The 22,097-nt window shown below is 33.4% G+C and carries 19 protein-coding genes; 8 read left to right on the plus strand and 11 right to left on the minus strand.

The window, feature by feature from the left end:
- Positions 1 to 155 precede the first annotated feature (155 nt).
- The 4 genes from P2W65_RS12775 (at position 156) to P2W65_RS12790 (ending at position 5,932) form a co-directional block, all read left to right on the plus strand.
- On the plus strand, positions 156 to 2,345 hold the full coding sequence (locus P2W65_RS12775; protein WP_289666029.1) for a glutamine synthetase III family protein: 2,190 nt from the start codon (positions 156 to 158) through the stop codon (positions 2,343 to 2,345).
- A gap of 214 nt (positions 2,346 to 2,559) precedes the next feature.
- A protein-coding gene (locus P2W65_RS12780; RefSeq protein WP_289658758.1) for an IS3 family transposase occupies positions 2,560 to 3,827 on the plus strand; the annotation gives its coding sequence in 2 pieces (ribosomal slippage) (positions 2,560 to 2,899 and positions 2,899 to 3,827; 1,269 coding nt in all).
- Positions 3,828 to 4,286: 459 nt separating this feature from the next.
- Positions 4,287 to 5,465: an AIR synthase related protein gene (locus P2W65_RS12785; protein ID WP_289666031.1), complete on the plus strand. Its 1,179-nt coding sequence runs from the start codon at positions 4,287 to 4,289 to the stop codon at positions 5,463 to 5,465.
- A gap of 110 nt (positions 5,466 to 5,575) precedes the next feature.
- A complete protein-coding gene (locus P2W65_RS12790) occupies positions 5,576 to 5,932 on the plus strand; it encodes a hypothetical protein (RefSeq protein WP_289666033.1) in 357 nt (118 codons plus the stop codon).
- A gap of 57 nt (positions 5,933 to 5,989) precedes the next feature.
- Here the strand turns inward: P2W65_RS12790 and P2W65_RS12795 are convergent, their stop codons facing one another.
- Positions 5,990 to 6,610, minus strand: coding sequence for a M949_RS01915 family surface polysaccharide biosynthesis protein (locus P2W65_RS12795; RefSeq protein ID WP_289666034.1), 621 nt, complete (start codon positions 6,608 to 6,610; stop codon positions 5,990 to 5,992).
- A gap of 128 nt (positions 6,611 to 6,738) precedes the next feature.
- On the opposite strand from P2W65_RS12795, the gene P2W65_RS12800 reads away from it, so the two are divergent.
- The 4 genes from P2W65_RS12800 to P2W65_RS12815 all read left to right on the plus strand — a co-directional run bounded on the left by P2W65_RS12800 (position 6,739) and on the right by P2W65_RS12815 (position 12,350).
- Entirely contained in the window at positions 6,739 to 9,024 is a 2,286-nt protein-coding gene (locus tag P2W65_RS12800) for a GH92 family glycosyl hydrolase (RefSeq protein ID WP_289666036.1), read from the plus strand.
- A gap of 49 nt (positions 9,025 to 9,073) precedes the next feature.
- On the plus strand, positions 9,074 to 11,377 hold the full coding sequence (locus P2W65_RS12805; protein WP_434783365.1) for a GH92 family glycosyl hydrolase: 2,304 nt from the start codon (positions 9,074 to 9,076) through the stop codon (positions 11,375 to 11,377).
- Between the two features lie 28 nt (positions 11,378 to 11,405).
- A complete protein-coding gene (locus tag P2W65_RS12810; RefSeq protein WP_289666037.1) occupies positions 11,406 to 11,768 on the plus strand; it encodes a hypothetical protein in 363 nt (120 codons plus the stop codon).
- Positions 11,769 to 11,906: 138 nt separating this feature from the next.
- A complete protein-coding gene (locus tag P2W65_RS12815) occupies positions 11,907 to 12,350 on the plus strand; it encodes a hypothetical protein (RefSeq protein ID WP_289666038.1) in 444 nt (147 codons plus the stop codon).
- A gap of 103 nt (positions 12,351 to 12,453) precedes the next feature.
- On the opposite strand, the gene P2W65_RS12820 is transcribed toward P2W65_RS12815, so the two are convergent.
- The 10 genes from P2W65_RS12820 to P2W65_RS12865 form a co-directional block, all read right to left on the minus strand.
- Entirely contained in the window at positions 12,454 to 14,310 is a 1,857-nt protein-coding gene (locus P2W65_RS12820) for a M61 family metallopeptidase (protein WP_289666039.1), read from the minus strand.
- A gap of 111 nt (positions 14,311 to 14,421) precedes the next feature.
- A complete protein-coding gene (locus P2W65_RS12825; RefSeq protein ID WP_289666040.1) occupies positions 14,422 to 14,700 on the minus strand; it encodes a DUF2805 domain-containing protein in 279 nt (92 codons plus the stop codon).
- A gap of 121 nt (positions 14,701 to 14,821) precedes the next feature.
- A complete protein-coding gene (locus P2W65_RS12830; RefSeq protein ID WP_289666041.1) occupies positions 14,822 to 15,649 on the minus strand; it encodes a sterol desaturase family protein in 828 nt (275 codons plus the stop codon).
- A 136-nt stretch (positions 15,650 to 15,785) separates the two neighbouring features.
- The gene (aqpZ, locus tag P2W65_RS12835) at positions 15,786 to 16,508 is read right to left on the minus strand and encodes an aquaporin Z (RefSeq protein ID WP_289666042.1); all 723 of its coding nucleotides are present in this window, start codon (positions 16,506 to 16,508) and stop codon (positions 15,786 to 15,788) included.
- 28 nt (positions 16,509 to 16,536) lie between these two features.
- Positions 16,537 to 16,893 (minus strand): DoxX family protein, encoded by a 357-nt coding sequence (locus P2W65_RS12840; RefSeq protein ID WP_179007327.1) that lies wholly within the window; start codon positions 16,891 to 16,893, stop codon positions 16,537 to 16,539.
- Between the two features lie 87 nt (positions 16,894 to 16,980).
- Positions 16,981 to 17,880 (minus strand): EamA family transporter, encoded by a 900-nt coding sequence (locus P2W65_RS12845; protein WP_289666043.1) that lies wholly within the window; start codon positions 17,878 to 17,880, stop codon positions 16,981 to 16,983.
- 209 nt (positions 17,881 to 18,089) lie between these two features.
- A complete protein-coding gene (locus tag P2W65_RS12850) occupies positions 18,090 to 19,226 on the minus strand; it encodes a peptidylprolyl isomerase (protein WP_289666044.1) in 1,137 nt (378 codons plus the stop codon).
- Positions 19,227 to 19,262: 36 nt separating this feature from the next.
- On the minus strand, positions 19,263 to 20,342 hold the full coding sequence (locus P2W65_RS12855) for a peptidylprolyl isomerase (protein WP_289666045.1): 1,080 nt from the start codon (positions 20,340 to 20,342) through the stop codon (positions 19,263 to 19,265).
- Positions 20,343 to 20,357: 15 nt separating this feature from the next.
- Complete coding sequence (gene gldI, locus P2W65_RS12860; protein ID WP_289666046.1) at positions 20,358 to 21,014, minus strand: gliding motility-associated peptidyl-prolyl isomerase GldI; 657 nt, start codon at positions 21,012 to 21,014, stop codon at positions 20,358 to 20,360.
- 7 nt (positions 21,015 to 21,021) lie between these two features.
- The gene (locus P2W65_RS12865; RefSeq protein ID WP_289666048.1) at positions 21,022 to 22,026 is read right to left on the minus strand and encodes a DHH family phosphoesterase; all 1,005 of its coding nucleotides are present in this window, start codon (positions 22,024 to 22,026) and stop codon (positions 21,022 to 21,024) included.
- Positions 22,027 to 22,097 lie beyond the last annotated feature (71 nt).

The raw sequence follows: 22,097 nt of genomic DNA on the forward strand, positions 1-22,097 counted from the left end.
TACAACCTCTTCATTATTCTTTAAAAAAAGGAGTTTCTGTTGAGAAATCCTTTTAGAAAATTCTCCTTTACTAGTTAAAAATGGGCACTTTATTTGTTTATATTTGCAGATCATTTTTTATATGAAAAATAATACGAATTTTTAAAATTATAATCATGTCAACATTACGTTTCCAAGCTTTGCAAGAAGCTTCTAACAGAAAGCCGGTGCATTTTGAAGAAATTGGTCGAAAATCAAATCTTTTCGGATCAAATGTGTTTAACGAGAAAGCAATGAAGCAGTATTTAACTTCTGATGCTTTTAAAGGAGTAAGAGATGCGATTCAGCATGGAACTAAAATAGACAGAAAATTGGCAGATTATATTGCCATGGGTATGAAAGAATGGGCTCTGGCAAAAGGAGTTACGCATTATACACACTGGTTTCAGCCTTTAACAGGAACAACTGCAGAAAAACACGATGCTTTTTTTGAAACTTCTTATGACGGAAGTGATCCTGTAGAAAAATTTGGTGGCGCTCAATTGGTGCAGCAAGAACCAGATGCATCAAGTTTCCCGAATGGTGGAATCAGAAATACTTTTGAAGCCAGAGGTTATACAGCATGGGATCCAACATCGCCAGCCTTTATATATGGAACAACTTTATGTATTCCAACTGTTTTTATTGCTTATACAGGTGAAGCTTTAGACAACAAAATACCTTTATTAAGAGCATTATCTGCTATTGACGAAGCGGCTACAGAAGTTTGTAAATACTTTGACAAAAATGTAAAAAAGGTTACAGCAACATTAGGATGGGAGCAGGAATATTTCTTGATTGACAAAGCGTTGGCAAATTCTCGTCCTGACTTGATGATGACAGGAAGAACTTTATTAGGACATACTTCTGCAAAAGGACAACAATTAGACGATCACTATTTCGGATCGATTCCAACTCGTGCGCTTACTTATATGAGAGATTTAGAGCAGGAATGTATGTTGTTAGGAATTCCGGTAAAAACACGCCATAATGAGGTTGCGCCGAATCAGTTTGAGTTGGCTCCGATTTTTGAGGAGACAAACCTGGCTGTTGATCACAACTCTTTATTAATGGATGTAATGCAGAGAGTAGCAGAACGCCACGATTTTAAAGTATTATTTCACGAAAAACCATTTAAAGGTGTAAACGGTTCTGGAAAACACAATAACTGGTCACTGGCAACAGACACTGGAGTAAACTTGTTAAGTCCAAGTAAAACGCCAATGAGCAACTTACAGTTTTTGACTTTCTTTATTAATACAATTAAAGCAGTAAACGATAACGAAACTCTATTAAGAGCGTCTATTGCCACTGCAAGTAACGATCACAGATTAGGAGCAAACGAAGCACCGCCGGCAATTATGTCGGTATTTATTGGGGCACAATTGACAAAAGTTTTGTCTGAGTTAGAAAGTGTAACAACAGGAAAACTTTCGCCAGAAGAAAAAACAGACCTTAAGTTAAACGTTGTTGGGAAAATTCCAGATGTATTATTAGATAATACAGACAGAAACAGAACTTCTCCTTTTGCTTTTACAGGAAATAAATTTGAGTTCAGAGCTGTTGGTTCAAATTCAAATTGTTCTAATGCAATGACTACTTTAAATGCAATCGTAGCAAAACAGTTAATCGACTTTAAAAATGAAGTAGAGAATCTGATCGAAAATAAAGACATGAAAAAAGATGATGCGATCTTTAATGTCTTAAGAGAATATATCAAACAATCTAAAAAAATCCTTTTTGAAGGAGATGGTTACAGCGAAGCTTGGGAAAAAGAAGCTGTAAAAAGAGGTTTGAGTAACTTTAAAACAACTCCAGAAGCGATTAAAGCTAAGGTTTCTAAACAAGCATTAGACTTATTTGAACAGTTAGGAATCTTTAATCACGTTGAAGCGGAAGCACGTTACGAAATTGAATTAGAAGAATACACTAAAAAAATCCAGATTGAAGGAAGAGTGTTAGGAGACATTGCAAGAAATCATGTTATTCCTACTGCAATTCGCTATCAAAATACTTTAATTGAAAACGTAAAAGGCTTAAAAGAAATCTTTGGAAAAGAATTTGAAACTATTGCAAAAGAGCAGATTACTTTAATTAAAGAAATCTCTGGTCATATTGAAGGAATCAATTCTAAAGTATTGGCAATGACAAACGAAAGAAAAAAAGCCAATCAATTGACAGATGCTCAAAAAATGGCAGAAGCTTACTGCAATAAAGTGAAACCATATTTTGATGAAATCCGTAATCACTGTGATAAATTGGAATTATTAGTAGATGACGAAAGCTGGACATTAACTAAATACAGAGAGTTATTGTTTACAAAATAAACAATGTAGATTCATATTTATTGAAAAAGCTGTCTGAAAAGACAGCTTTTTTTTACGCTTCGGAGAAGTGTAATATTTATAGAAAACAAGGAATGATTACAATATAAAAGCTCCAGCGGAGCGACATATTTTTATACTCTTGATATGTCGCTCCACTGGAGCTTTTTTATTTGGTGTCTCGTCCTAAAAAAAGTTGACTATAATTAAATAAATTATGTCAATAGAAAGAGAAGAATTAAAAAAAGTATGCGCCCCTAAAATTTACAGTGAGGTCTTCAAAAAACAAGTTGTAAAAGAATTTGAACAGGGTTTGTTCACAAAAGCGGAACTTCGCCGACGTTATAATATTTCTGGAAACAGCTGCATACCGCGTTGGTTAAAAAAATATGGTAAATTTACATATCAAGATAAATTAACCATCGGACGTCCAATGAAAGACCCTCAATCTCAGCGTATAAAAGAACTTGAAGCACAATTGGCTAAAAAAGAGCAGGAATTATTAGTCTTTAAAAAATTTATTGAAATAGCCGAACGTGAGCTAAAAGTCGAAATTGTAAAAAAGTCTGGTTCCAAGCAGTCCAAGAAATAAATCATATCTACAGGATTAGTCCATGTGAAATATGCAGATTGTTTGGATATAGTAAGCAGGCTTATTATAAAAGAAAATCACTTTTATTAAAATCAGATTTAAACCAGGAGAATCTCAGATGTTTAATAATGTCCGTGCGCCAAAAACTTCCAAAAACCGGAGGCAGAAAATTATATTACATGCTTAGGGATGATTTAAAGAAGCATCAAATAAAAATTGGCAGAGACAAATTATTTGATTTTCTACGAGGAGAATATTTGTTAGTTCCTAAAGTTCGAAGATATTATAAGACAACAAATTCAAGGCATTGGATGCGCAAATATCCAAACTTAATTAAAGAAGCAGAGATTAACAGACCCGAACAGATTTGGGTTGCGGATATTACCTATCTTAGAACTAGAGAGAAAACACATTACCTGCATCTAATAACTGATGCTTATTCCAAGAAAATTGTCGGTTACAATTTATCAGATAATCTAATGGCGAGTTCCACATTGGAAGCCTTAAAAATGGCTGTTGCCAATAAAAATAAAGATAGTAATCTGATACATCATTCAGATAGAGGATTGCAATACTGCAGTAAAGAATATACGGAGTACTTAATTAAAAATAATATTCTAATAAGCATGACTCAAAGTTATGATCCTTATGAAAATGCAGTTGCAGAAAGAGTAAATGGTATTTTGAAAGAAGAATTTGGACTGTTTGAAACCTTTGAAGATTTTAAAGCCTTAAAAAAACAGGTTCAGGAATCTATCTTGTTTTACAATCAAATCAGAGTACATTTATCAATAAATATGCTTACTCCAAATCAGGCACATTTACAAAATCAAGTTAAATTGAAAACATGGAAAAAAATAAATCGGAACAAAAGAAATCTTGTTCCGATTTAATTAATTTTATAGTATATAATCTAGTCAACCTTTTTCAGGACAACTCATGGCTTATCTAAATTCTATACATATTTTACTCCGTTGGAGTTTTACAGAAAAAGATAAAATGAAAATAGAAAGTAAATTCCTGTTTTTATTTTTCGTGAATTTCGAAGTTCATCGGGATAGTCTTACAGTTTATCGAAAAGATGCTAAGTTGTTGAAAATATGTGTTTTCGCTTAGCAATCGTTTGGAGAAGTTTTCTAATTTTGATTCTGATTTTGAGACTAAATCAATTATTTCAAAGCAATTTTGAAAAGATAAAAATAGCAAGCCAAAAGCTTCATAACCAATTTTATTTAGGGAAATCGGCGGAAGAATCCATTCTGCCGATTTTTTTTATGAATCAAATAATCGAATAAGTCAAAGAATTAAAAAAAGGGATTATCTTTGCACCACATCAACACAAACTAATTTTCATGAGTTCAGATTCTAGCAAAAGGTACGCGCAAAGAGGTGTTTCGGCATCAAAAGAAGATGTGCACAACGCCATTAAAAATATTGACAAAGGTTTATTTCCGCAGGCTTTCTGCAAAATTGTTCCCGATTATTTAACGCAAGATGCAGAGCACTGTTTGATTATGCATGCTGACGGAGCAGGAACAAAATCATCTTTGGCTTATATGTATTGGAAAGAAACTGGAGATCTTTCTGTTTGGAAAGGAATTGCTCAGGACGCCTTAATCATGAATATTGATGATTTATTATGTGTTGGAGCAACTGATAATATCTTGCTTTCTTCGACTATTGGTAGAAATAAAAACTTAATTCCAGCTGAAGTTATCTCAGCAATCATCAATGGAACAGAAGAATTAATCAACGAATTAAAATCTTTTGGCGTAACCATTCATTCAACAGGAGGTGAAACGGCAGATGTTGGAGATGTGGTTCGTACTATTATTGTAGATTCTACAGTAACGGCTCGCATGAAACGTTCTGATGTGGTAGATAATGCAAATATTAAAGCAGGTGACGTAATTGTAGGTTTGGCATCTTTTGGACAGGCAACTTACGAGAAAAGTTATAATGGCGGAATGGGAAGCAATGGATTAACATCAGCACGTCATGATGTTTTCGGAAAATATCTGGCTAAAAAATACCCAGAAAGTTATGATGCAGCTGTTCCTGAAGAATTAATTTATTCAGGACAGGTAAATCTAACTGATGAAGTTGAGAACAGCCCAATCAATGCAGGTCAATTAGTGCTTTCTCCAACCAGAACTTACGCACCAATTATCAAGAAAATTTTAGATAAATATACTCCAGAAGATATTCACGGAATGGTACATTGCAGTGGAGGAGCACAGACAAAAATTCTTCATTTCGTACACAATTTACACATAATAAAAGATAATTTATTTCCAGTACCGCCATTGTTCAAATTAATCCAAGAGCAATCTAAAACCGATTGGAAAGAAATGTATCAGGTTTTCAACTGTGGTCACAGAATGGAATTATATGTTCCAGAAAATATTGCACAAGATATTATTGAAATTTCAAAATCATTCAATGTAGATGCGCAAATCGTAGGTAGAGTAGAAGCTTCAGATGCTAAAAAGCTTACTATTACGAGCGAATACGGAACATTTAATTATTAATTTTTAAGATACAAAGAGGCAAAGGTTCAAAGTTGCAAAGGTTTGATCTTTTGTTTGAAATAATCTAAGAGACACACAAAAGTGTGTCTCTATTTATAAATTTTAGAATTATGTACGAATTACTTTTTTGGAGATATCTAGACGAAATTTACCTGAACAATCAGGAAGTTTATGAAGCACTTATTGAAAAACAAGAAGTGGAAGGTTTGGCCGTTCTTCAAACAGAAGTAATTGTAAACAGAATCAATTCTATTTTTTCAGATTGGGAAAGAGTTGACGAAGACAGCTGGAAAAATCCAAAAGGAAAAGGAGCTTTTCAAGTCATCACAACTTCACAAAGCATAAAAATTGACTGCTACGGCACAGAAGGAAAAACCATGAATAAACTAGTAGATATCATGGAAGAATTCAAATGCCCGCTTTATGATCCGCAAGTTCCAGAACGTTACGATGAAATGAGTGAGTAGGTTTTTTGTTTCAAGTTTCAGGTTTCAAGTTTGAAGTTTTTGAAATAGGAATTTCAACTATCCATCTTTTAAAATCAAATTCTGTTCTTTTCTAAGTTTTACCACTAACTGATCAATAGATGTTTTGATTTTCTGCGGAAGCGTATTCCAATTTTGGTCTTTTTTGAAACTTCTGCAATAATCTAGATCACATTCCACCGCGCGAATTACATATTTTTTGTTTTTGTAAACTGTAATAATTTTTACGCGTCTTATTTCTCCATATTCCGTTTTACTTCCATAAACAATAACGGGATCAGTATAACCATCTCCATCAAGATCTGTAGTAGTGCAGTATTTTGTCCAGAACCAAATATTCGTTTCCTTCGGATCGTAATTTTCTAATAAATCGTTAATTCGCCATTTTTCTAAAAAACCTCCGTGATCATTGACCACACAAACGGCTTGAATTTTGGTATTTAAAGTATCTTTATTAGAAATCGTTTTTTGATTTTCGGCTAAAACCAATTCAAAAACACCACCTTTATCCTGAAATTCAAAAGCGCTGTAAATAGGAAAATCAGTTGTGTTTTCTAGTTCTCTTTCTTTAATCTCTTCTTTGGTCAGTTTTTGACTTTCTACTTTTTGAGCGAAACAGCCAATAGAATTCAGTAACAGAAATAACACTATTTTTTTCATTTAAGATTTTCTTTTAAGAAAGCTAAGATATTCAAATAGAATTTAAGTTTAAATTTTTAAAAAACATGATTTTATTGTAATTTTCTAACCAAAAGTTACATTTTTAAATTTCTAAAACTAATCCAACTATGAGGTTATTAATACTTTGTTTCTTGTTCTTTTACAGTCAGTTTATTAGTGCACAAAAAATTGTGACAACAGAAATTAATGAACCGGTAGATTTTGTATATCCATTAATAGGAAGCGATTCTAAACCTGGTCTTTCCAACGGAAATACTTATCCAGCAATTGCATTACCGTGGGGAATGAATTTTTGGACACCGCAAACAGGAAAAATGGGCGATGGCTGGATTTATACGTATGCATCAGATAAAATACGCGGTTTTAAACAGACACATGCACCATCTCCTTGGATGAATGATTACGGTCAGTTTTCGATTATGCCCGTTACTGGGAAACCTGTTTTCGATCAGGATCAAAGAGCAAGTTGGTTTTCGCACAAAGCAGAAACGGTGAAACCTTATTATTACAGCGTTTATCTAGCAGATTACGATGTAACAACCGAAATTACACCAACAGAAAGAGCGGCTTATTTTAAATTTACTTTTCCTCAAAATGATAAATCATATGTTGTAATCGATGCATTTGACAAAGGATCTTATGTAAAGGTTATTCCTAATGAGAAAAAAATAATTGGTTATTCTACTAAAAATAGCGGTGGAGTTCCTTCCAATTTTAAAAACTACTTTGTAATTCAGTTTGATGAGGCTTTTGAAGAAATCAATACTTTTAGCGATAAAACATTAAAAAAAGAACTAGAGTTAACTGCAGATCATACTGGTGCTGTCGTTGGTTTTAAAACTAAAAAAGGACAAGTTATTACCGCAAAAGTGGCTTCGTCTTTCATTAGTTTTGAGCAGGCAGAATTGAACCTAAAAGAAATTGGTTCTGAGAGCTTTGAGACAATCAAACAAAAAGGAAGAGAAATTTGGAATAAAAAACTAGGAACAATTATTACAGAAGGCGGATCATTAGAAAAAAATAAAGTTTTCTATTCGTGTTTGTACAGAACAATGCTTTTCCCAAGAAAGTTTTATGAATATGATAAAGAGGGAAAAATAGTGCATTACAGCCCATATAACGGAGAAGTTGTTCCAGGGTATATGTTTACAGATACAGGATTTTGGGATACATTTAGAGCGTTGTTTCCTTTGCTCAATATTTTGCAGCCAGAACTAAATTCGAATATTCAGGAAGGATTATTAAATGCTTATAAAGAAAGTGGCTGGCTGCCAGAATGGGGAAGTCCAGGTTTGCGAAACGTGATGATTGGAAACAATTCGGCATCGGTAGTGGCAGAAGCTTATCTGAAAAACAAAGAAAAATATAAGTATGACATTGAAACATTGTATCAAGCTTTAATTCACGGTGCAAACAATGAAGGGCCATTAAAAGCGGTTGGAAGATTTGGAGTTGATTATTATAATAAACTAGGCTATGTTCCTTATGATGTTTCTATAAACGAAAATGCGGCAAGAACTTTAGAATATGCTTACGATGATTTTTCTATTTATCAACTCGGAAAAGCATTAGGGAAACCTAAAAAAGAAATTGAGCTTTACAAAAAGAGAAGTTTAAACTATAAAAATCTTTTTGATCCAGAAACCAAATTAATGCGTGGTAAATTGGCAAACGGAAAATTCATGAGTCCGTTTAATCCGTTTAAATGGGGAGATGCTTTTACAGAAGGAAACAGCTGGCATTATACATGGTCGGTTTTTCATGATATTGACGGTTTGATTGATCTGATGGGAGGAAAAACTAAGTTTGTAGAAAAATTAGACGAAGTCTTTTCACTAGAACCTATTTTCGATGAAGATTATTATAAAGATGTAATCCATGAAATCCGAGAAATGCAGATTGCTAATATGGGACAATACGCACATGGAAACCAGCCAATTCAGCACATGATTTATTTATACGCTTACGCGGACGCGCCTTGGAAAACACAATACTGGGTTCGTGAAACTATGAATAGAATGTATAAACCCACTCCTGATGGTTATTGCGGAGATGAAGATAACGGACAGACTTCGGCTTGGTATGTATTTTCGGCATTAGGATTTTATCCAGTTTGTCCAACTTGTAACGAATATGTTGTGGGAACTCCTTTGTTTAAAAAAGTGACGATTAATCTGGAAAATGGGAAACAAATTGTAATTAATGCGCCAAAGAATAGCTTGGATAATAAATATATTCAGAAAACCTCGTTTAATGGAACTGAATATGATAAAAGCTATTTTACACATCAGGATTTAATGAATGGTGCGGTGATTGATTTTGAAATGAGTAATTCTGAAAATAAGACTGGAAAACCTAAAACAGCTCCGTTTTCACTTTCTAAAACAAAATAAATTAAACCTAAATATGAATAAAAGTAATCTTGCAAAGTTTTTTAAAAGCATGTTGTCTCTGTTTTTAATGTTGAGTTATTTTAATGAAGCTTATGCACAAAAAAAATCAGATAATCTTAAAAATCTAATTCAGTATGTTGATCCAATGATTGGAACGGCAAGAATGGGACATACTTATCCTGGTGCAACCGTACCTTTTGGAAGCGTACAGTTAAGCCCAGAAACCGATACGATTGCTTACAGCTTAAACGGAAAGTATAATGGCGAAGTTTATAAATATTGTGCTGGTTATCAGTATGAAGATAAAACAATCGTAGGGTTCAGCCACACGCATTTCAGCGGAACAGGACATTCTGATTTAGGTGATTTTTTAATTATGCCGACAACGGGAAAATTACAACTAAATCCAGGTGTTGCTTCGAAACCTTTATCAGGTTATAGATCGGCATTTTCACATGCAACAGAAAAAGCAGAACCAGCGTATTACAGCGTTTTTTTAGAAGATCATAAAATCAAAGCAGAATTGACGGCAACAACCCGCGTTGGAATGCATCAATATACTTTTCCAAAGTCTGATGACGCACATATCATTTTGGATTTAACTTCTGGAATTTACAACTATGACAAAAAGAATGTTTGGACTTTTGTTCGAATAGAAAATGACACTTTGATTACAGGCTATCGCCAGACCAATGGATGGGCTAGAACCCGAACTGTTTATTTTGCCATGTCTTTCAGTAAACCAATCAAAAGCTACGGACAAGCGGCACAGGAAAAAAGCGTGTACAGAGGTTTTTGGGGAAGATTTGACCAAACCAAAAATTTCCCAGAAATGGCAGGGCAAAACTTAAAATTGTTTTTTGATTTTGATACTAATGAAGCGGAAAAAATCAAAATAAAAATGGCTTTGTCTCCAGTGAGTTCTGCAGGAGCTTTAGAAAATATGAAAAAAGAAACTCCTGATTGGGATTTTGAAAAAGTAAAAAAACAAAGTCAGGAAATCTGGAACAAAGAACTGAATAAAATTCAGGTAGAAACAATTCAAAAAGAAGATTTGGTTAATTTCTACACTGCGATGTATCATGCATTTCTCGGCCCTACAGAATACATGGATTTAGACCGAAATTATAAAGGTTTGGACATGAATGTTCACAAAGCAGAAAACTTTACCAATTATACCAGTTATTCGCTTTGGGATACGTATCGTGCTTTGCATCCTTTCTTTAATATTGTCCAGGCAAGACGAAATGCAGATATGGTTAGTTCAATGCTGGCACATTCTGATCAGAGCGTACATAAAATGTTGCCAATCTGGGCGCATTATGCTAATGAAAACTGGTGTATGATTGGATATCATTCTGTTTCTGTTGTTGCAGATGCTATCGTAAAAGGCAATATTAGTTTTGATGCAGAAAAAGCACTTCAAGCTTGTGTCAATACGGCAAAAGTTCCGTATTACGACGGATTAGAATATTATATGAAACAAGGTTACGTTCCAGAAGACAAAAACGGAGCTTCGGTTTCTAAAACTTTAGAATATGCTTATGATGACTGGGCAATTGCGCAAGCAGCAAAGAAACTGGGGAAAACAGATATTTATAATGAATTCATTAAAAGAGCTGAAAACTATAAAAACGTTTATGACGCGAAAACGGGTTTTATGCGTCCAAAATTAGCTGATGGAACTTTTAAAAAAGAGTTTGATCCGCTTGATACGCATGGACAAGGTTTTATTGAAGGGAATTCGTGGAATTACAGTTTGTACGTTCCTCATAATCCATCAGAAATGATTAAGATGATGGGAGGAAACGATCATTTTAAAGTTCGTTTAGATTCGTTGTTCAATATGCATCTTCCGGATAAATATTTTGAAAATACAGAAGACATTACAAGAGACGGAATCATTGGAAATTACGTTCACGGAAACGAACCTTCTCACCACGTTGTATATTTATACAATTGGACAGATTCGCCATGGAAAGCGCAAGATAAAATCAGAATGATTTTGAAAAAAATGTATCGTAACGGAGCAGATGGTTTAGGCGGCAATGATGATTTTGGACAAATGAGTGCTTGGTATATTTTCAGTAGTTTAGGATTTTATCCTGTTGCACCAGGTTCTGATGAATATGCTTTGGGAAGTCCGCTGGTAAAGAAAGGAACTTTCAATTTAGAAAATGGAAAAAGCTTTGAAGTCGAAACGGTAAATCAGTCTGATAAAAATGTATTTGTGAGTAAAGTACTTTTGAATGGAAAACAATTGGATAGGCCATTTTTAAAACATGCAGATGTAATGAATGGTGGAAAAATTACATTTTATATGAGTGGAAAACCTAACAAAAAAGGATATTAGTTTTTTGACTTAATAAAAAGCTTTTAAAATGGAGAATATTATAATTGAAGATGTACTATTTTGGATGGATGGAGGGACGATAACTTTAAAAATGAAAAAAGATTCTTCAAATTTTTATGAGGTTGAATTTGTTCAAAAAATGATATTGGAGAAAGGAATAAGAAACCCTGATAAACGAGATCCCGGTAGTCTTTTGCTGAATAAAAAAGAAGTTGAAATTCGGTCTCCCTTAGAAAGACAGCTTCTTTTAGAAATTAAAATTGCTGAATTTGGGGCGGGGGTTGCTGTAAAAGAAAGAGATTCTATTAAAAGAGCAATATTGGAAGCCATAGATTTTGTGGAATCGGAAGATTACATAAACATTGCAAAAAAAGTAGGTCGCATAAAATGAAAAATACATATGAAAAATCTAACAGATTTTTAAAACCTGTTAGGTTTACTAAAAATAGTAATTAATATAATTTGTGAATTCGTGGCAAATAACAAAAAAACTTCACGAAATTTGCACTTCAAATAAAGACAAGTAAGTATGAAAATAAATTTAAAATCAGGAATTGATAAACTGCTTTTCGGAATGAAGCAGCATGATGTAACAGCGGCTTTAGGAAAACCTGATAAAAACTATAAAGACGAAGATGATAATGTGATTTTTGTATATAATGCCCACAAAATCAGATTGACATTTTATCAAGAAGAAGATCTGAAATTGGGATATCTAGTAGCTTCAAGTAATGATTTAGAAGTTTTCGGATTCAAATTAATCGGAAGAAAAATTGCTGATGTAAAAAAAGATTTAGCAACAAAAGGAATCACAAAATACAATCAGGAAACTTTTGATACTTTCGAAAACTATTTTAACGAAGACAACTGGTTTATCCTTCAAACAGAATTTGATGAGGTTGTAAAATTCGAAATAGGAGCAATCATAAATGATAAAGATGAATTTGACTGGAAATTTCCTGTAAAGAAATAATGTATCAAAATCTTTTTCAAGGTTTTAAACTTTAACAAAGTTCTTAGAATGTATAAAAAAAACCGACAATCACTTGTCGGTTTTTTTATGTCTTTAAAAGAAATTATCCTTTTAACCATGCATTTTTAAGTTTCTCTTTTGAAGCATCAGTAGCTTTAAAAGTTTCAGCTTCTTCGTAAGGTAATTTTACAGTTCCTTTTATAGTTTCTTCTTTAGTACCACGCTTAATTTTTAAAGTGATTGGATCATTTTCTTTCCAGTTTTCACTTTCAGTAATTAAATCATAAATGTTATCTAAATTGTATGATTTGTTGTTTACTGATAAAATTTTATCACCGCCTTTTAAGTTAAGGCTTTTGAAGAATTCAATTGATTCTGACTCTGGACGAACAGTAATTTCTTTTGTCGCTTTGTCGATAGTAATGTTTGGAATTTGCCCTTTAATGAATGGATTTCCTGGTTTTTTCTCAGTTGCTTTTCCTACACCAACTTTAGCTAGATAGAAATCGTAAGGAATTGGAGTTGTTCCTGCTACATATTTGTTTAGGAATTCACCCACTTCAGGATACGTTAAAGAAGTGATTTTAGCAAAAAGTTCCTCATCATTAAATGGTTTTTCAACACCATATTCGCTAGATAGTTTGTGCATTAAATCTAAAATACCTCTTTCTCCGTTGCTTTTCTCTCGAATGATGATATCAATACACATTCCGATTAAAGCTCCTTTTTGATATACATTTAAATATTGATCTTTATATGGCTGCTCTAATACATTTTTACTCATTACAGTAAATGACATCGTATCATTTAATTGTTTAGCCTGCTCAATTTTATCAGCGATACGAGTGTAGAATTCCGCTTCATCGATCAAGCCCTGATTGATTTGGAAAAGGTTTGCAAAATATTCAGTAACTCCTTCGTACATCCATAAATGCTCAGACATTTTTGGTGCATTATAATCAAAAAACTGAATTTCTTTTGAGTGAATAGTTAATGGTGTTACGATATGGAAGAATTCATGAGAAACTACATCTTTCATCGTTTCTACCAATTTTTCTTTAGGCATAGATTCTGGTAAAACTACTGTTGTAGCAGTTGGATGTTCTAAAGCTCCAAAACCATGTGCATCGTCTTTTGCCATGCTTGATAAATATACTAAAACACTATACTTTTTAGTAGCATTTACTGGACCTAAGAAGTTTTTCTGAGCAGTCATCATTGTTTTCATTTCCGGCGTGATGCTTTCTGCAGTATATTTTCCAGTTGGAGAATAAACAGCAATCAGAATATCCATTCCGTTTACATTAAATGTAGTGTAATCTGGTTTAGCATACATAATAGGGTTTTCTACCAAAACAGCATAACGAGAAGTTTTAAATACATCTGATGTATTGCTTGCATCTTCATCTGTCATTGAAGTCGCTCCCCAAAGCGTCTCTGGATGCGTAATAGTAACTTTGTAAGGAACATCTAGTTTGTCTTGAAAATATCCGACAAAACCATGTGTGTTTACCATGAAGTTTTTGCCAGCATCAATGTTTGTTCCCGCAGGAGAGAAAACATCATCGTTTCCAAATCCAGTTCCTTTTTCAGTATCGAATGTATCGTTTACTAAATAAGTAATTTTTTTTAAAGTTTTTGCATTTGAGATTGACCAAGAATTATCGTCAATTCTTTTTACCGTCAGAGCGTTTCCTTTAGCATCGAATGCTTTGAAATCTTCAGAGTATTTTCCGTAATTATCTGTAGAATAAGTTCCAGGAACAGTTTTAGGAATGCTGTAAACAATTTCATCTGTTTTAATGGCTGGAGGAGTAACAGTTACTAAAACTTTATCGTCTTTTACGTCAGTTAAATTAATGTTCACTTCTACCGTATTGCTTTTAGCGGCTCCAGTGCTACCTGTTTTACAGCTCCAAAAAGTTACCGCTAGAGCTAAGGTGTAAAGTATTTTCTTCATTTGTATATGTTTAGTTAATTGTATTTGTAACAAAAAGTATCGAAAAGTTACTAAAAAATTACATTAAATTAAAAAATAAAAAAAGCTCCTGAAAAACAAGAGCTTTAAATCTTAGTCGAATTTATTTTTTATATAATACTTTCCATCCAAATCTTCATCAAAATCATCTATTTTTATTGGTTTTGGTTTTGGTTTATTTGCAACTGCCTTCTTTTTCCACATCTCAAATTTTTCAGCAGGCATTTTCTTCTTCATGATTTCCAAGACTTCTTTTTCTGCTAATCCAAATTCTTTTTTAATAATTTCAAATGGATTTTTTTCTTCTAAAGCTAACGAAACAAGTTTCTCAGTTTGTTCGTAAGTTAATTCTTTGCGGCTACTCTTTTTCATCTCGTGAAAATTAATTCAAAATAGGGTGTTAATTATTAATAGATTGATTTTCAATTTCTGTATCAATATTAAAAAAAAAAATAATATGTTGGTTCAGTAGAGTCTAATTTTTTTAATGATTTTAACTGTTTTTGAAAGATCGTGATTTTTGAAATGGTATTTTTAACAGATTCTTCAATTCATTATTTTCTTCAGGCTTCATATGAGTATCTACGCCATAAACGAGCTGTTCTTTAGGTAATGAAGTAAAAGTTCCAAAAAGTCTGTCCCAAATGGAGAAAATATTCCCATAATTACTGTCGGTATAGGGAACAACATAATGATGATGTACCTTATGCATATTGGGGGAAACAATAAAATAACTAAGGAATGTATCTAATTTTTCAGGAAGAGAGATATTAGCATGATTAAACTGTGAAGCCACTACAGATAATGATTGATAAAGAAAAACCATCCACATTGGTGCACCAACGATTAAAACTCCAATAGTTGTAAATACAAAGCGAATAACACTTTCGCCGGGATGATGTCTATTGGCTGTTGTAGTATCAATCCAAGTATCTGTATGATGCACTAAGTGAAACTGCCACAAATATTTGAATTTATGTTCGACATAATGCGCTAGATAAGCACCAATTAAATCGAGAAGCAATAATCCTACTATAGCGTAAAGCCAGATTGGTATTGGAGAAATCCATTGTAAAAGCCCAAAATGATGTTCGATTGTCCATTCGGCTGTTTTGATCAGAATAAAGGCCAAAATGAAATTGACTATAATGGTAGTGAAGGTAAAGAAGAAATTTATTCCAGCATGCGGCCATTTCTTGTACTGCATTTTGAATAAAGGAAAAGAGTTTTCAATTAGCCAAAAAATGGTGATGCCGCCAACAAGAATCAAGCTTCTATGAGTGGATGGAATTGTACTGAAGTAAGAAATAATTTCGTTCATAAATACTAATATTTTTAGTTGAAACACTATTTTTCTTTTCGATTTTATCCAAAAAAAAAGAGAAAATCAAATATAAATATATCTGATTTTCTCTTTTAAAATAAATTATACAGTAATTTTTATTATGAACTAATTTTTATAAAACTATTTTTTCGGGTTCTCCTTCTTGCTGTAATAGATTTTTATAGATGAATCCTGCCACGATTGCACCCAAAATTGGAGCTGCCCAAAAAAGCCAGACTTGAGATAATGGTTCGCCTCCTGCAAAAACTGCCTGAGAAAGCGATCTTGCAGGATTTACAGAAGTATTTGTAATTGGAATACTGACTAAATGAATTACTGTTAGTGTTAAACCAATCGCAATACCACAAAAATTACTATTGGCAAATTTGTCTGTTGCGCCAAGAATAATTAAAATAAAGAACAAGGTAAGGACAAATTCTGCAATAAAAGCAGCCTGTAAAGAATAGCCGTCGGGAGAAAATGCTCCAAAACCATTTGATGCAAATGCTCCAGCTTTAGTGTTGTCAATTGCAAAACCAGCTTTTCCGGACGCAATAGTATACAATGTACCTGCGGCTGCAATTGCTCCAATACATTGAGCTATTATATACGGAACAAGATCTTTAATTGGAAATTTTCCTCCTGCCCATAATCCAAAAGAAACTGCGGGATTAAAATGCCCTCCAGAAATGTGTCCAACTGCATAGGCCATTGCTACTACTGTGAGACCAAAAGCAAGTGCAACACCAGCAAAACCGATTCCTAGTTCTGGATAACCAGCTGCAAAAATGGCACTTCCGCAACCACCAAAAACAAGCCAATAAGTTCCGAAAAACTCTGCAAATAATTTTTTCATAATAAAATAATTTAATGGTTAATGAATGTTAGTAAATATATTGGTAAGCCCAATAAATCAAAACTAATTGTAAAGGTAAACGTACAAATAAAATCCATCTTGGTAGACCAAAACCTGCTTTTTTATTTTGAAGCATATACACATTTGCAGGAAATACAGCTATTAATAAGGCTATAATTCCCCAAGCAGCAAAACTTCTTGTAAAAGGCAGGATTAGGAGGATGCCTAAAATTATTTCGGCAGCACCACTTAAAATATTTATTAATTTGGGGTTCTTAAATGCGGGAGGAATGATTTTAAGATACATTCCAGGTTTTCTAAAATGATTGATTCCTGCCAATATATAAAGCATAGCCATTAAATATAAATGCCAGGGTGAAGTCATGATATCTAATTGTTTATCACGAATTTATAAAAAAATTAACAATTATTGCATTACAAGAAAGTTTTTTTTGAAAATGCTTATTTTGGGTTATCTTTTTCGCTTGAAATTTACATTCATAATAATTATGGCAAGTATAATTAACACAATTCCAATCCATTGAGAAAAGACTACTTTTTCGTTTAGGAGAACAAATGCCATCATAACCGAAACAGGCAATTCTAGAGCAGAAACAATACTTCCTAATCCAATACCAGTTAAAGGAAAACCAAGATTCATTAACATTGGCGGAATAATAGTACCAAATAAGGACAGTACAATTCCCCATTTAAGAAAAATATCAAGATTAAAGGTTGTTTCCTGAGTGGCTAAAGCGAATGAAAATACAATAATTGAACCTCCCAAAAGCATATAAAGACTCCTCTGTGCAGACGAAATTTCGGTTGCGACACGATTGGCAGTAAACATAGTGGTGGTAAAAGAAGCAGCCGCTAAGATTCCCCAAACTAAACCGCGCCAATCTAATGAAATATCATTTTTCATAATATTGGTGGCTAAAACGGTTCCGAAAAGCACAATGAATACAGCAATGACCTTTTGCTTTGAAGGCAGTTTTTTTTCTAGAATCATTTCTAGCAAAACTCCCATCCAAACAGTCTGCATTAATAGAACGATTCCGATCGAAACAGGTATATATTTTACAGCCAAATAGTAAAATAAGCTTGTCATACCTAATGAAGTTCCTGCAAGCATTAAACTGAAAATATTTTTTGGAGTAGCTTTTATCGTTTTATTTTTGTTTTTGATTCTCTGAAAAAGATTGATTAAAAGAATACCTGTAATTCCGTAAATGAATTGTGAGGTTGTTACTTCTGCAGTTGTGTATCCTTCAGAATAGGCCATTTTTACAAAAGTAGCCAGCATTCCATACGTTGTAGCGCCTAAAGCAACGAAAAATACACCTTTTAAAATATTATTTTGTGGCGTCATGATTTATTTGATTTGAAAAATTAAGCCGGCAAAGGTAAGTCATTTTGTTTAGGATTTTATCGTACTATGTTGAGAATAATAATTTATTTGTAATAAAATTGAATTTAGAAGCTTTCGATTATGAATTCTGTAAAAAAGAAAAGCCATCAATTTTTTTCTTGATGGCTTCTATATTTTATAAAGAATTAGAATTTTTATCTTCTAAGTTATTAAGGCTGATTTTGATACGTTTCAATTTCGAAAATCAAAGTAGCATTTGGCGGAATTACACCTCCAGCGCCTTTTTCGCCATAAGCCAAGTTAGACGGAAGGAAGAAAGTAGCCTTTTCTCCATCTGTCATCATATCTAATGCCTCGATAAAACCAGGAATCATACCATCTTTTTTACCAACTGCAAAAGGAAATGCTTTATAACCACCTGCATTATCTCTGTTTGCATCATATTTTCCGTACGCTTTTGCTACTTCAGCCATACTGCTGTCAAAAAGAGTTCCATCTTCAAAGTATCCAGCATAGTGGAAAAAGATGTTAGAACCTTCCGCACCTTTAACACCAGTTCCTTTTTTAGTAATTACATATTTTAAACCAGAGGCAGTAGTAGTAGCTTTTGCTTTTGTTGCAGTAAAATAAGCTGCTTTTGCAGCAACTACTTTTTTAGCTTCTTCTTTCTTTAATTCTCCTTGTTTCATTTCATCACTAAAAACTTTTACAGCATCAAATTTCTTTGCTGCAGCACCTTTACGTGTGATGGTAATTTTAGTCATAATGTCATCTTGAACAATTTTATTTACATTGTCCATTCCAGAAACTACATGTCCAAAAATAGTATGTTTTCCATTTAGCCAAGGAGTATCTTTATGAGTGATGAAAAATTGGCTTCCGTTTGTAGCGGGGCCAGAATTTGCCATAGCTAGAACACCGCCTTTTTCAAATCTCAATTCATCTACAAATTCATCTTTAAATGCATAACCAGGATCTCCTGCTCCAGTTCCTTGAGGATCTCCTCCCTGAATCATGAAGTCGTTGATTACTCTATGGAATTTTAAACCATCAAAAAATGGTTTTCCTTTTAAGCGCTCTACTTTTACATAAGGGTTTTTTCCTTCTGCTAAAGTGATAAAGTTAGCCACTGTTACAGGTGCTTTTGTGTATTCTAAAGAAACTACAATATCTCCTTTTGAAGTAGAAATGGTTGCAAAAATCCCATCACCTGGATTGGTACTTGGTTTCGCAGCCGGTTTTGCAGTTGTAGTTGTTTTGGCAGCTGGTTTAGCAGCTGGTTTTTTTGTTTGTGCTTGAATATTTACTACTGCTAAGCAGAATAAAAATAAGAATTTAAACTTCATTACTTTTTAGATTTAAGTATATGATTATTAATTTATTTATGGTTTTTCCAATAATTGAACTTCGAAAATGATATTAGCATTTGGCGGAATTACGCCTCCTCCAGCACCAGTTTCTCCATAAGCTAAATGGCTTGGAATAAAAAGAATTGCTTTGTCGCCAATAGAAAGCTGTTCAAGACCTTCAATAAATCCAGGAATTAAACCCGTTTTGCTTCCAGCTGTAAATGGAATTGCACTATACGCTTTTGCTTCTGCTCTTGCAGCATCAAATTTGCCAAATTGTTTTGCTGTTTCTTCACTGCTGGTATCAAATAAAGTTCCGTTTTCAAGAAAACCTGTATAAGCCACGTATAATTGAGTTCCTATAGCAGGTTTTTTACCAGAACCTTTTTCAGTGATTACATATTCTAAACCACTTGCTGTTTTAGTTGCTTTTGCTTTAGAAGAAGCGTGAAAAGCTATTTTTTCTTTCTGAGCTTCAGCATATTTTGCCTGCTCTTTAGCGATATCAACAAAGTAATCGTGAAATACTTTTACGGCATCAAACTTTTTAGCAGCTTCTCCATTTCTAATAATAGTTACAGCAACAATATTGTCGCCTTGAACTACTTTGTTTACTACCTCTTGTGTTTTTTGATCTACTACATGACCAAAAATAGTGTGTTTATTGTCTAGCCACGGAGTTTCAACATGTGTAATAAAAAATTGGCTGCTGTTTGTTCCAGGGCCATTGTTTGCCATTGCCAGAACACCAGCTTTGTCAAATTTTAAATCTGAAAATTCATCTTTAAATTTATAACCTGTATCTCCAGAACCAGTGCCCAATGGATCTCCAGTTTGGATCATAAAATTTTCAATAACTCTATGGAATTTCAAGCCATCAAAAAAAGGTTTCTTTTTTAGGTTTTCATGTGTCACAAATTCGTTTTTACCTTCAGACAGAGTTACAAAGTTGGCTACAGTAATTGGTGCTTTTTTATAATCTAATTCTACGATGATGTGACCTTTCTTGGTTTCGATGTCGGCATATAAACCATCTGGCAGATTGCTGTGATCGTCTTTACAAGAATAAAATGAGCTAACGGCTATTAGTAATAATAAAATAATCTTTTTCATTTTAAGATATTGTTTTTATGGAGTTAATGTATCTTTTTTTGCTGGAGTGACAGGTTTTGGCACAATAGGTTTTGGCGCAGCGGTTTTTGGAGTTTGTGCTCCTGAAACTGTTGTCTGTGCAGCTGGATCTGGAACAAAATTTCTAAGTGTTACTGTAACGATTAAGGATTCGTTTGGACCAATTTTTTTGTTGTCTCCATGATAACCATAAGCACTGTGAGATGGAAATAAAAAGGTTACTGTCTCGTTTTTATGCATTCTTTTTATTCCATCACGTAATCCCATCATGATGTCTTGTTTGTCGACATAATAAGTTTGCGGGCCAAGATCTGAATCAGAATAAATAATGTTTCCTTTTATATCTTTTACTTCCATATTGAAGTAAGCGATATCACCTTTTCTAGGTGCTGCAGTTTCCGTTTCGTTTCTTTCTTCGTAATTAAACCAATACCCTTTTGGAGTGGCATAGTATTTCACTTTAGGATTACTTTTGATGATTTTTTTAATGACGTCTTCTTCGTTAGCCACTAATTTCTTATTACGATCAGCAGATTTTTTCATGAATGTTCCCGAAGCTCTTGAAATAGGTCTTCTGGCTTCCTCAGGATGTTTACAGCCAAGAAGCAAGACAGCAAAAAGTAAGCTGTAAATAGTAAGTTTTAGGTTGTTCATGATTGGGCTATAATTTTAGTTTTGTTACTAAATTTTCAAATTTCTTTACTGTTTCTTCCATTGAAGTTTCAGATCTTCCGCCAGCCGCATTGCTGTGGCCTCCGCCATTAAAATGGTCTCTCGCAAATTGATTCACATCAAAACCTCCTTGAGAACGGAATGAAATCTTGATGATTCCTTCGTCTTTATTTTCAATAAAAATAGCAGTAAAAACGATATCTTTTATACTTAAACCATAATTAACAATTCCTTCTGTATCTCCTTTAACATAATTAAAAGAATCAAGTTCTTCCTGTGTAAGAGTAGTGTAAGAAGTTTTATGTTCTTCAAAAATCTTCATATTCTGCAAAGCTCGGCCTAATAACTGTAATCTGCTGAAAGAGCTGTTGTCGAATAATAATACTGGAATCTGTGTGTTTTCAACTCCAAGATCAATTAATTCAGCTATAATTCTATGAGTGTTTCCTGTTGTGCCTGGGAAACGGAATGAGCCTGAATCTGTTAATATTCCTGTATAAATACAAGTGGCAATGGTTTTATCGATATCTTCTTTTTTGTCTAAGAAATTGATAAAGTTATACACCATTTCACAAGTTGATCCAAAAGAAGTATCAGAATACGTATAAACGGCATAATCATCAGGTTTTTGATGATGATCAATCATTATAAACGTTGCTGTAAGCTTTTTTAGTGTATGCTCCATTTCGCCTGTACGGTGAAATGCATTAAAATCGAGAGTAAAAATTAACTCTGCATCTTCTAAAATTTTGGTACAGTTTTCAGTATCTTTTTCAAATATTTTAACGGTTTCTGATCCTGGAAGCCAAGCTAGAAAGTTAGGGAAATCATTCGGCGCAATTACGGTTGCCTGATGATTGTTTTTTATTAAAAAATGATATAGTCCTAATGTCGAACCCATTGCATCACCATCTGGCCCTCTGTGCGGAATGATAACAATTTTCTTTGGGGTCGCGAGTAATGACTGAATTGCTTGAATGTCTTGTATTTTCATAGTTTGCGAATTTACATTTTTTTCATGTAATGCTGAAAATATTTTTAGTATTCGCTTTGAGTGGTCAGTGC

It is taken from the genome of Flavobacterium panacagri (genome assembly GCF_030378165.1).
Classification (GTDB): domain Bacteria; phylum Bacteroidota; class Bacteroidia; order Flavobacteriales; family Flavobacteriaceae; genus Flavobacterium; species Flavobacterium panacagri.

Excerpts from the sequence above, each read along its gene's own strand:
- P2W65_RS12820 (WP_289666039.1), bottom strand. The coding sequence starts at position 14,310 with ATGAAGAAAATACTTTACACCTTAGCTCTAGCGGTAACTTTTTGGAGC.
- P2W65_RS12840 (WP_179007327.1), bottom strand. The coding sequence starts at position 16,893 with ATGACTTCACCCTGGCATTTATATTTAATGGCTATGCTTTATATATTG.
- P2W65_RS12845 (WP_289666043.1), bottom strand. The coding sequence starts at position 17,880 with ATGACGCCACAAAATAATATTTTAAAAGGTGTATTTTTCGTTGCTTTA.
- P2W65_RS12800 (WP_289666036.1), top strand. The coding sequence starts at position 6,739 with ATGAGGTTATTAATACTTTGTTTCTTGTTCTTTTACAGTCAGTTTATT.
- P2W65_RS12795 (WP_289666034.1), bottom strand. The coding sequence starts at position 6,610 with ATGAAAAAAATAGTGTTATTTCTGTTACTGAATTCTATTGGCTGTTTC.
- gldI (WP_289666046.1), bottom strand. The coding sequence starts at position 21,014 with ATGAACAACCTAAAACTTACTATTTACAGCTTACTTTTTGCTGTCTTG.
- P2W65_RS12805 (WP_434783365.1), top strand. The coding sequence starts at position 9,074 with ATGTTGTCTCTGTTTTTAATGTTGAGTTATTTTAATGAAGCTTATGCA.
- P2W65_RS12855 (WP_289666045.1), bottom strand. The coding sequence starts at position 20,342 with ATGAAAAAGATTATTTTATTATTACTAATAGCCGTTAGCTCATTTTAT.
- aqpZ (WP_289666042.1), bottom strand. The coding sequence starts at position 16,508 with ATGAAAAAATTATTTGCAGAGTTTTTCGGAACTTATTGGCTTGTTTTT.
- P2W65_RS12825 (WP_289666040.1), bottom strand. The coding sequence starts at position 14,700 with ATGAAAAAGAGTAGCCGCAAAGAATTAACTTACGAACAAACTGAGAAA.
- P2W65_RS12790 (WP_289666033.1), top strand. The coding sequence starts at position 5,576 with ATGTACGAATTACTTTTTTGGAGATATCTAGACGAAATTTACCTGAAC.
- P2W65_RS12830 (WP_289666041.1), bottom strand. The coding sequence starts at position 15,649 with ATGAACGAAATTATTTCTTACTTCAGTACAATTCCATCCACTCATAGA.
- P2W65_RS12850 (WP_289666044.1), bottom strand. The coding sequence starts at position 19,226 with ATGAAGTTTAAATTCTTATTTTTATTCTGCTTAGCAGTAGTAAATATT.
- P2W65_RS12775 (WP_289666029.1), top strand. The coding sequence starts at position 156 with ATGTCAACATTACGTTTCCAAGCTTTGCAAGAAGCTTCTAACAGAAAG.
- P2W65_RS12815 (WP_289666038.1), top strand. The coding sequence starts at position 11,907 with ATGAAAATAAATTTAAAATCAGGAATTGATAAACTGCTTTTCGGAATG.
- P2W65_RS12810 (WP_289666037.1), top strand. The coding sequence starts at position 11,406 with ATGGAGAATATTATAATTGAAGATGTACTATTTTGGATGGATGGAGGG.
- P2W65_RS12865 (WP_289666048.1), bottom strand. The coding sequence starts at position 22,026 with ATGAAAATACAAGACATTCAAGCAATTCAGTCATTACTCGCGACCCCA.
- P2W65_RS12785 (WP_289666031.1), top strand. The coding sequence starts at position 4,287 with ATGAGTTCAGATTCTAGCAAAAGGTACGCGCAAAGAGGTGTTTCGGCA.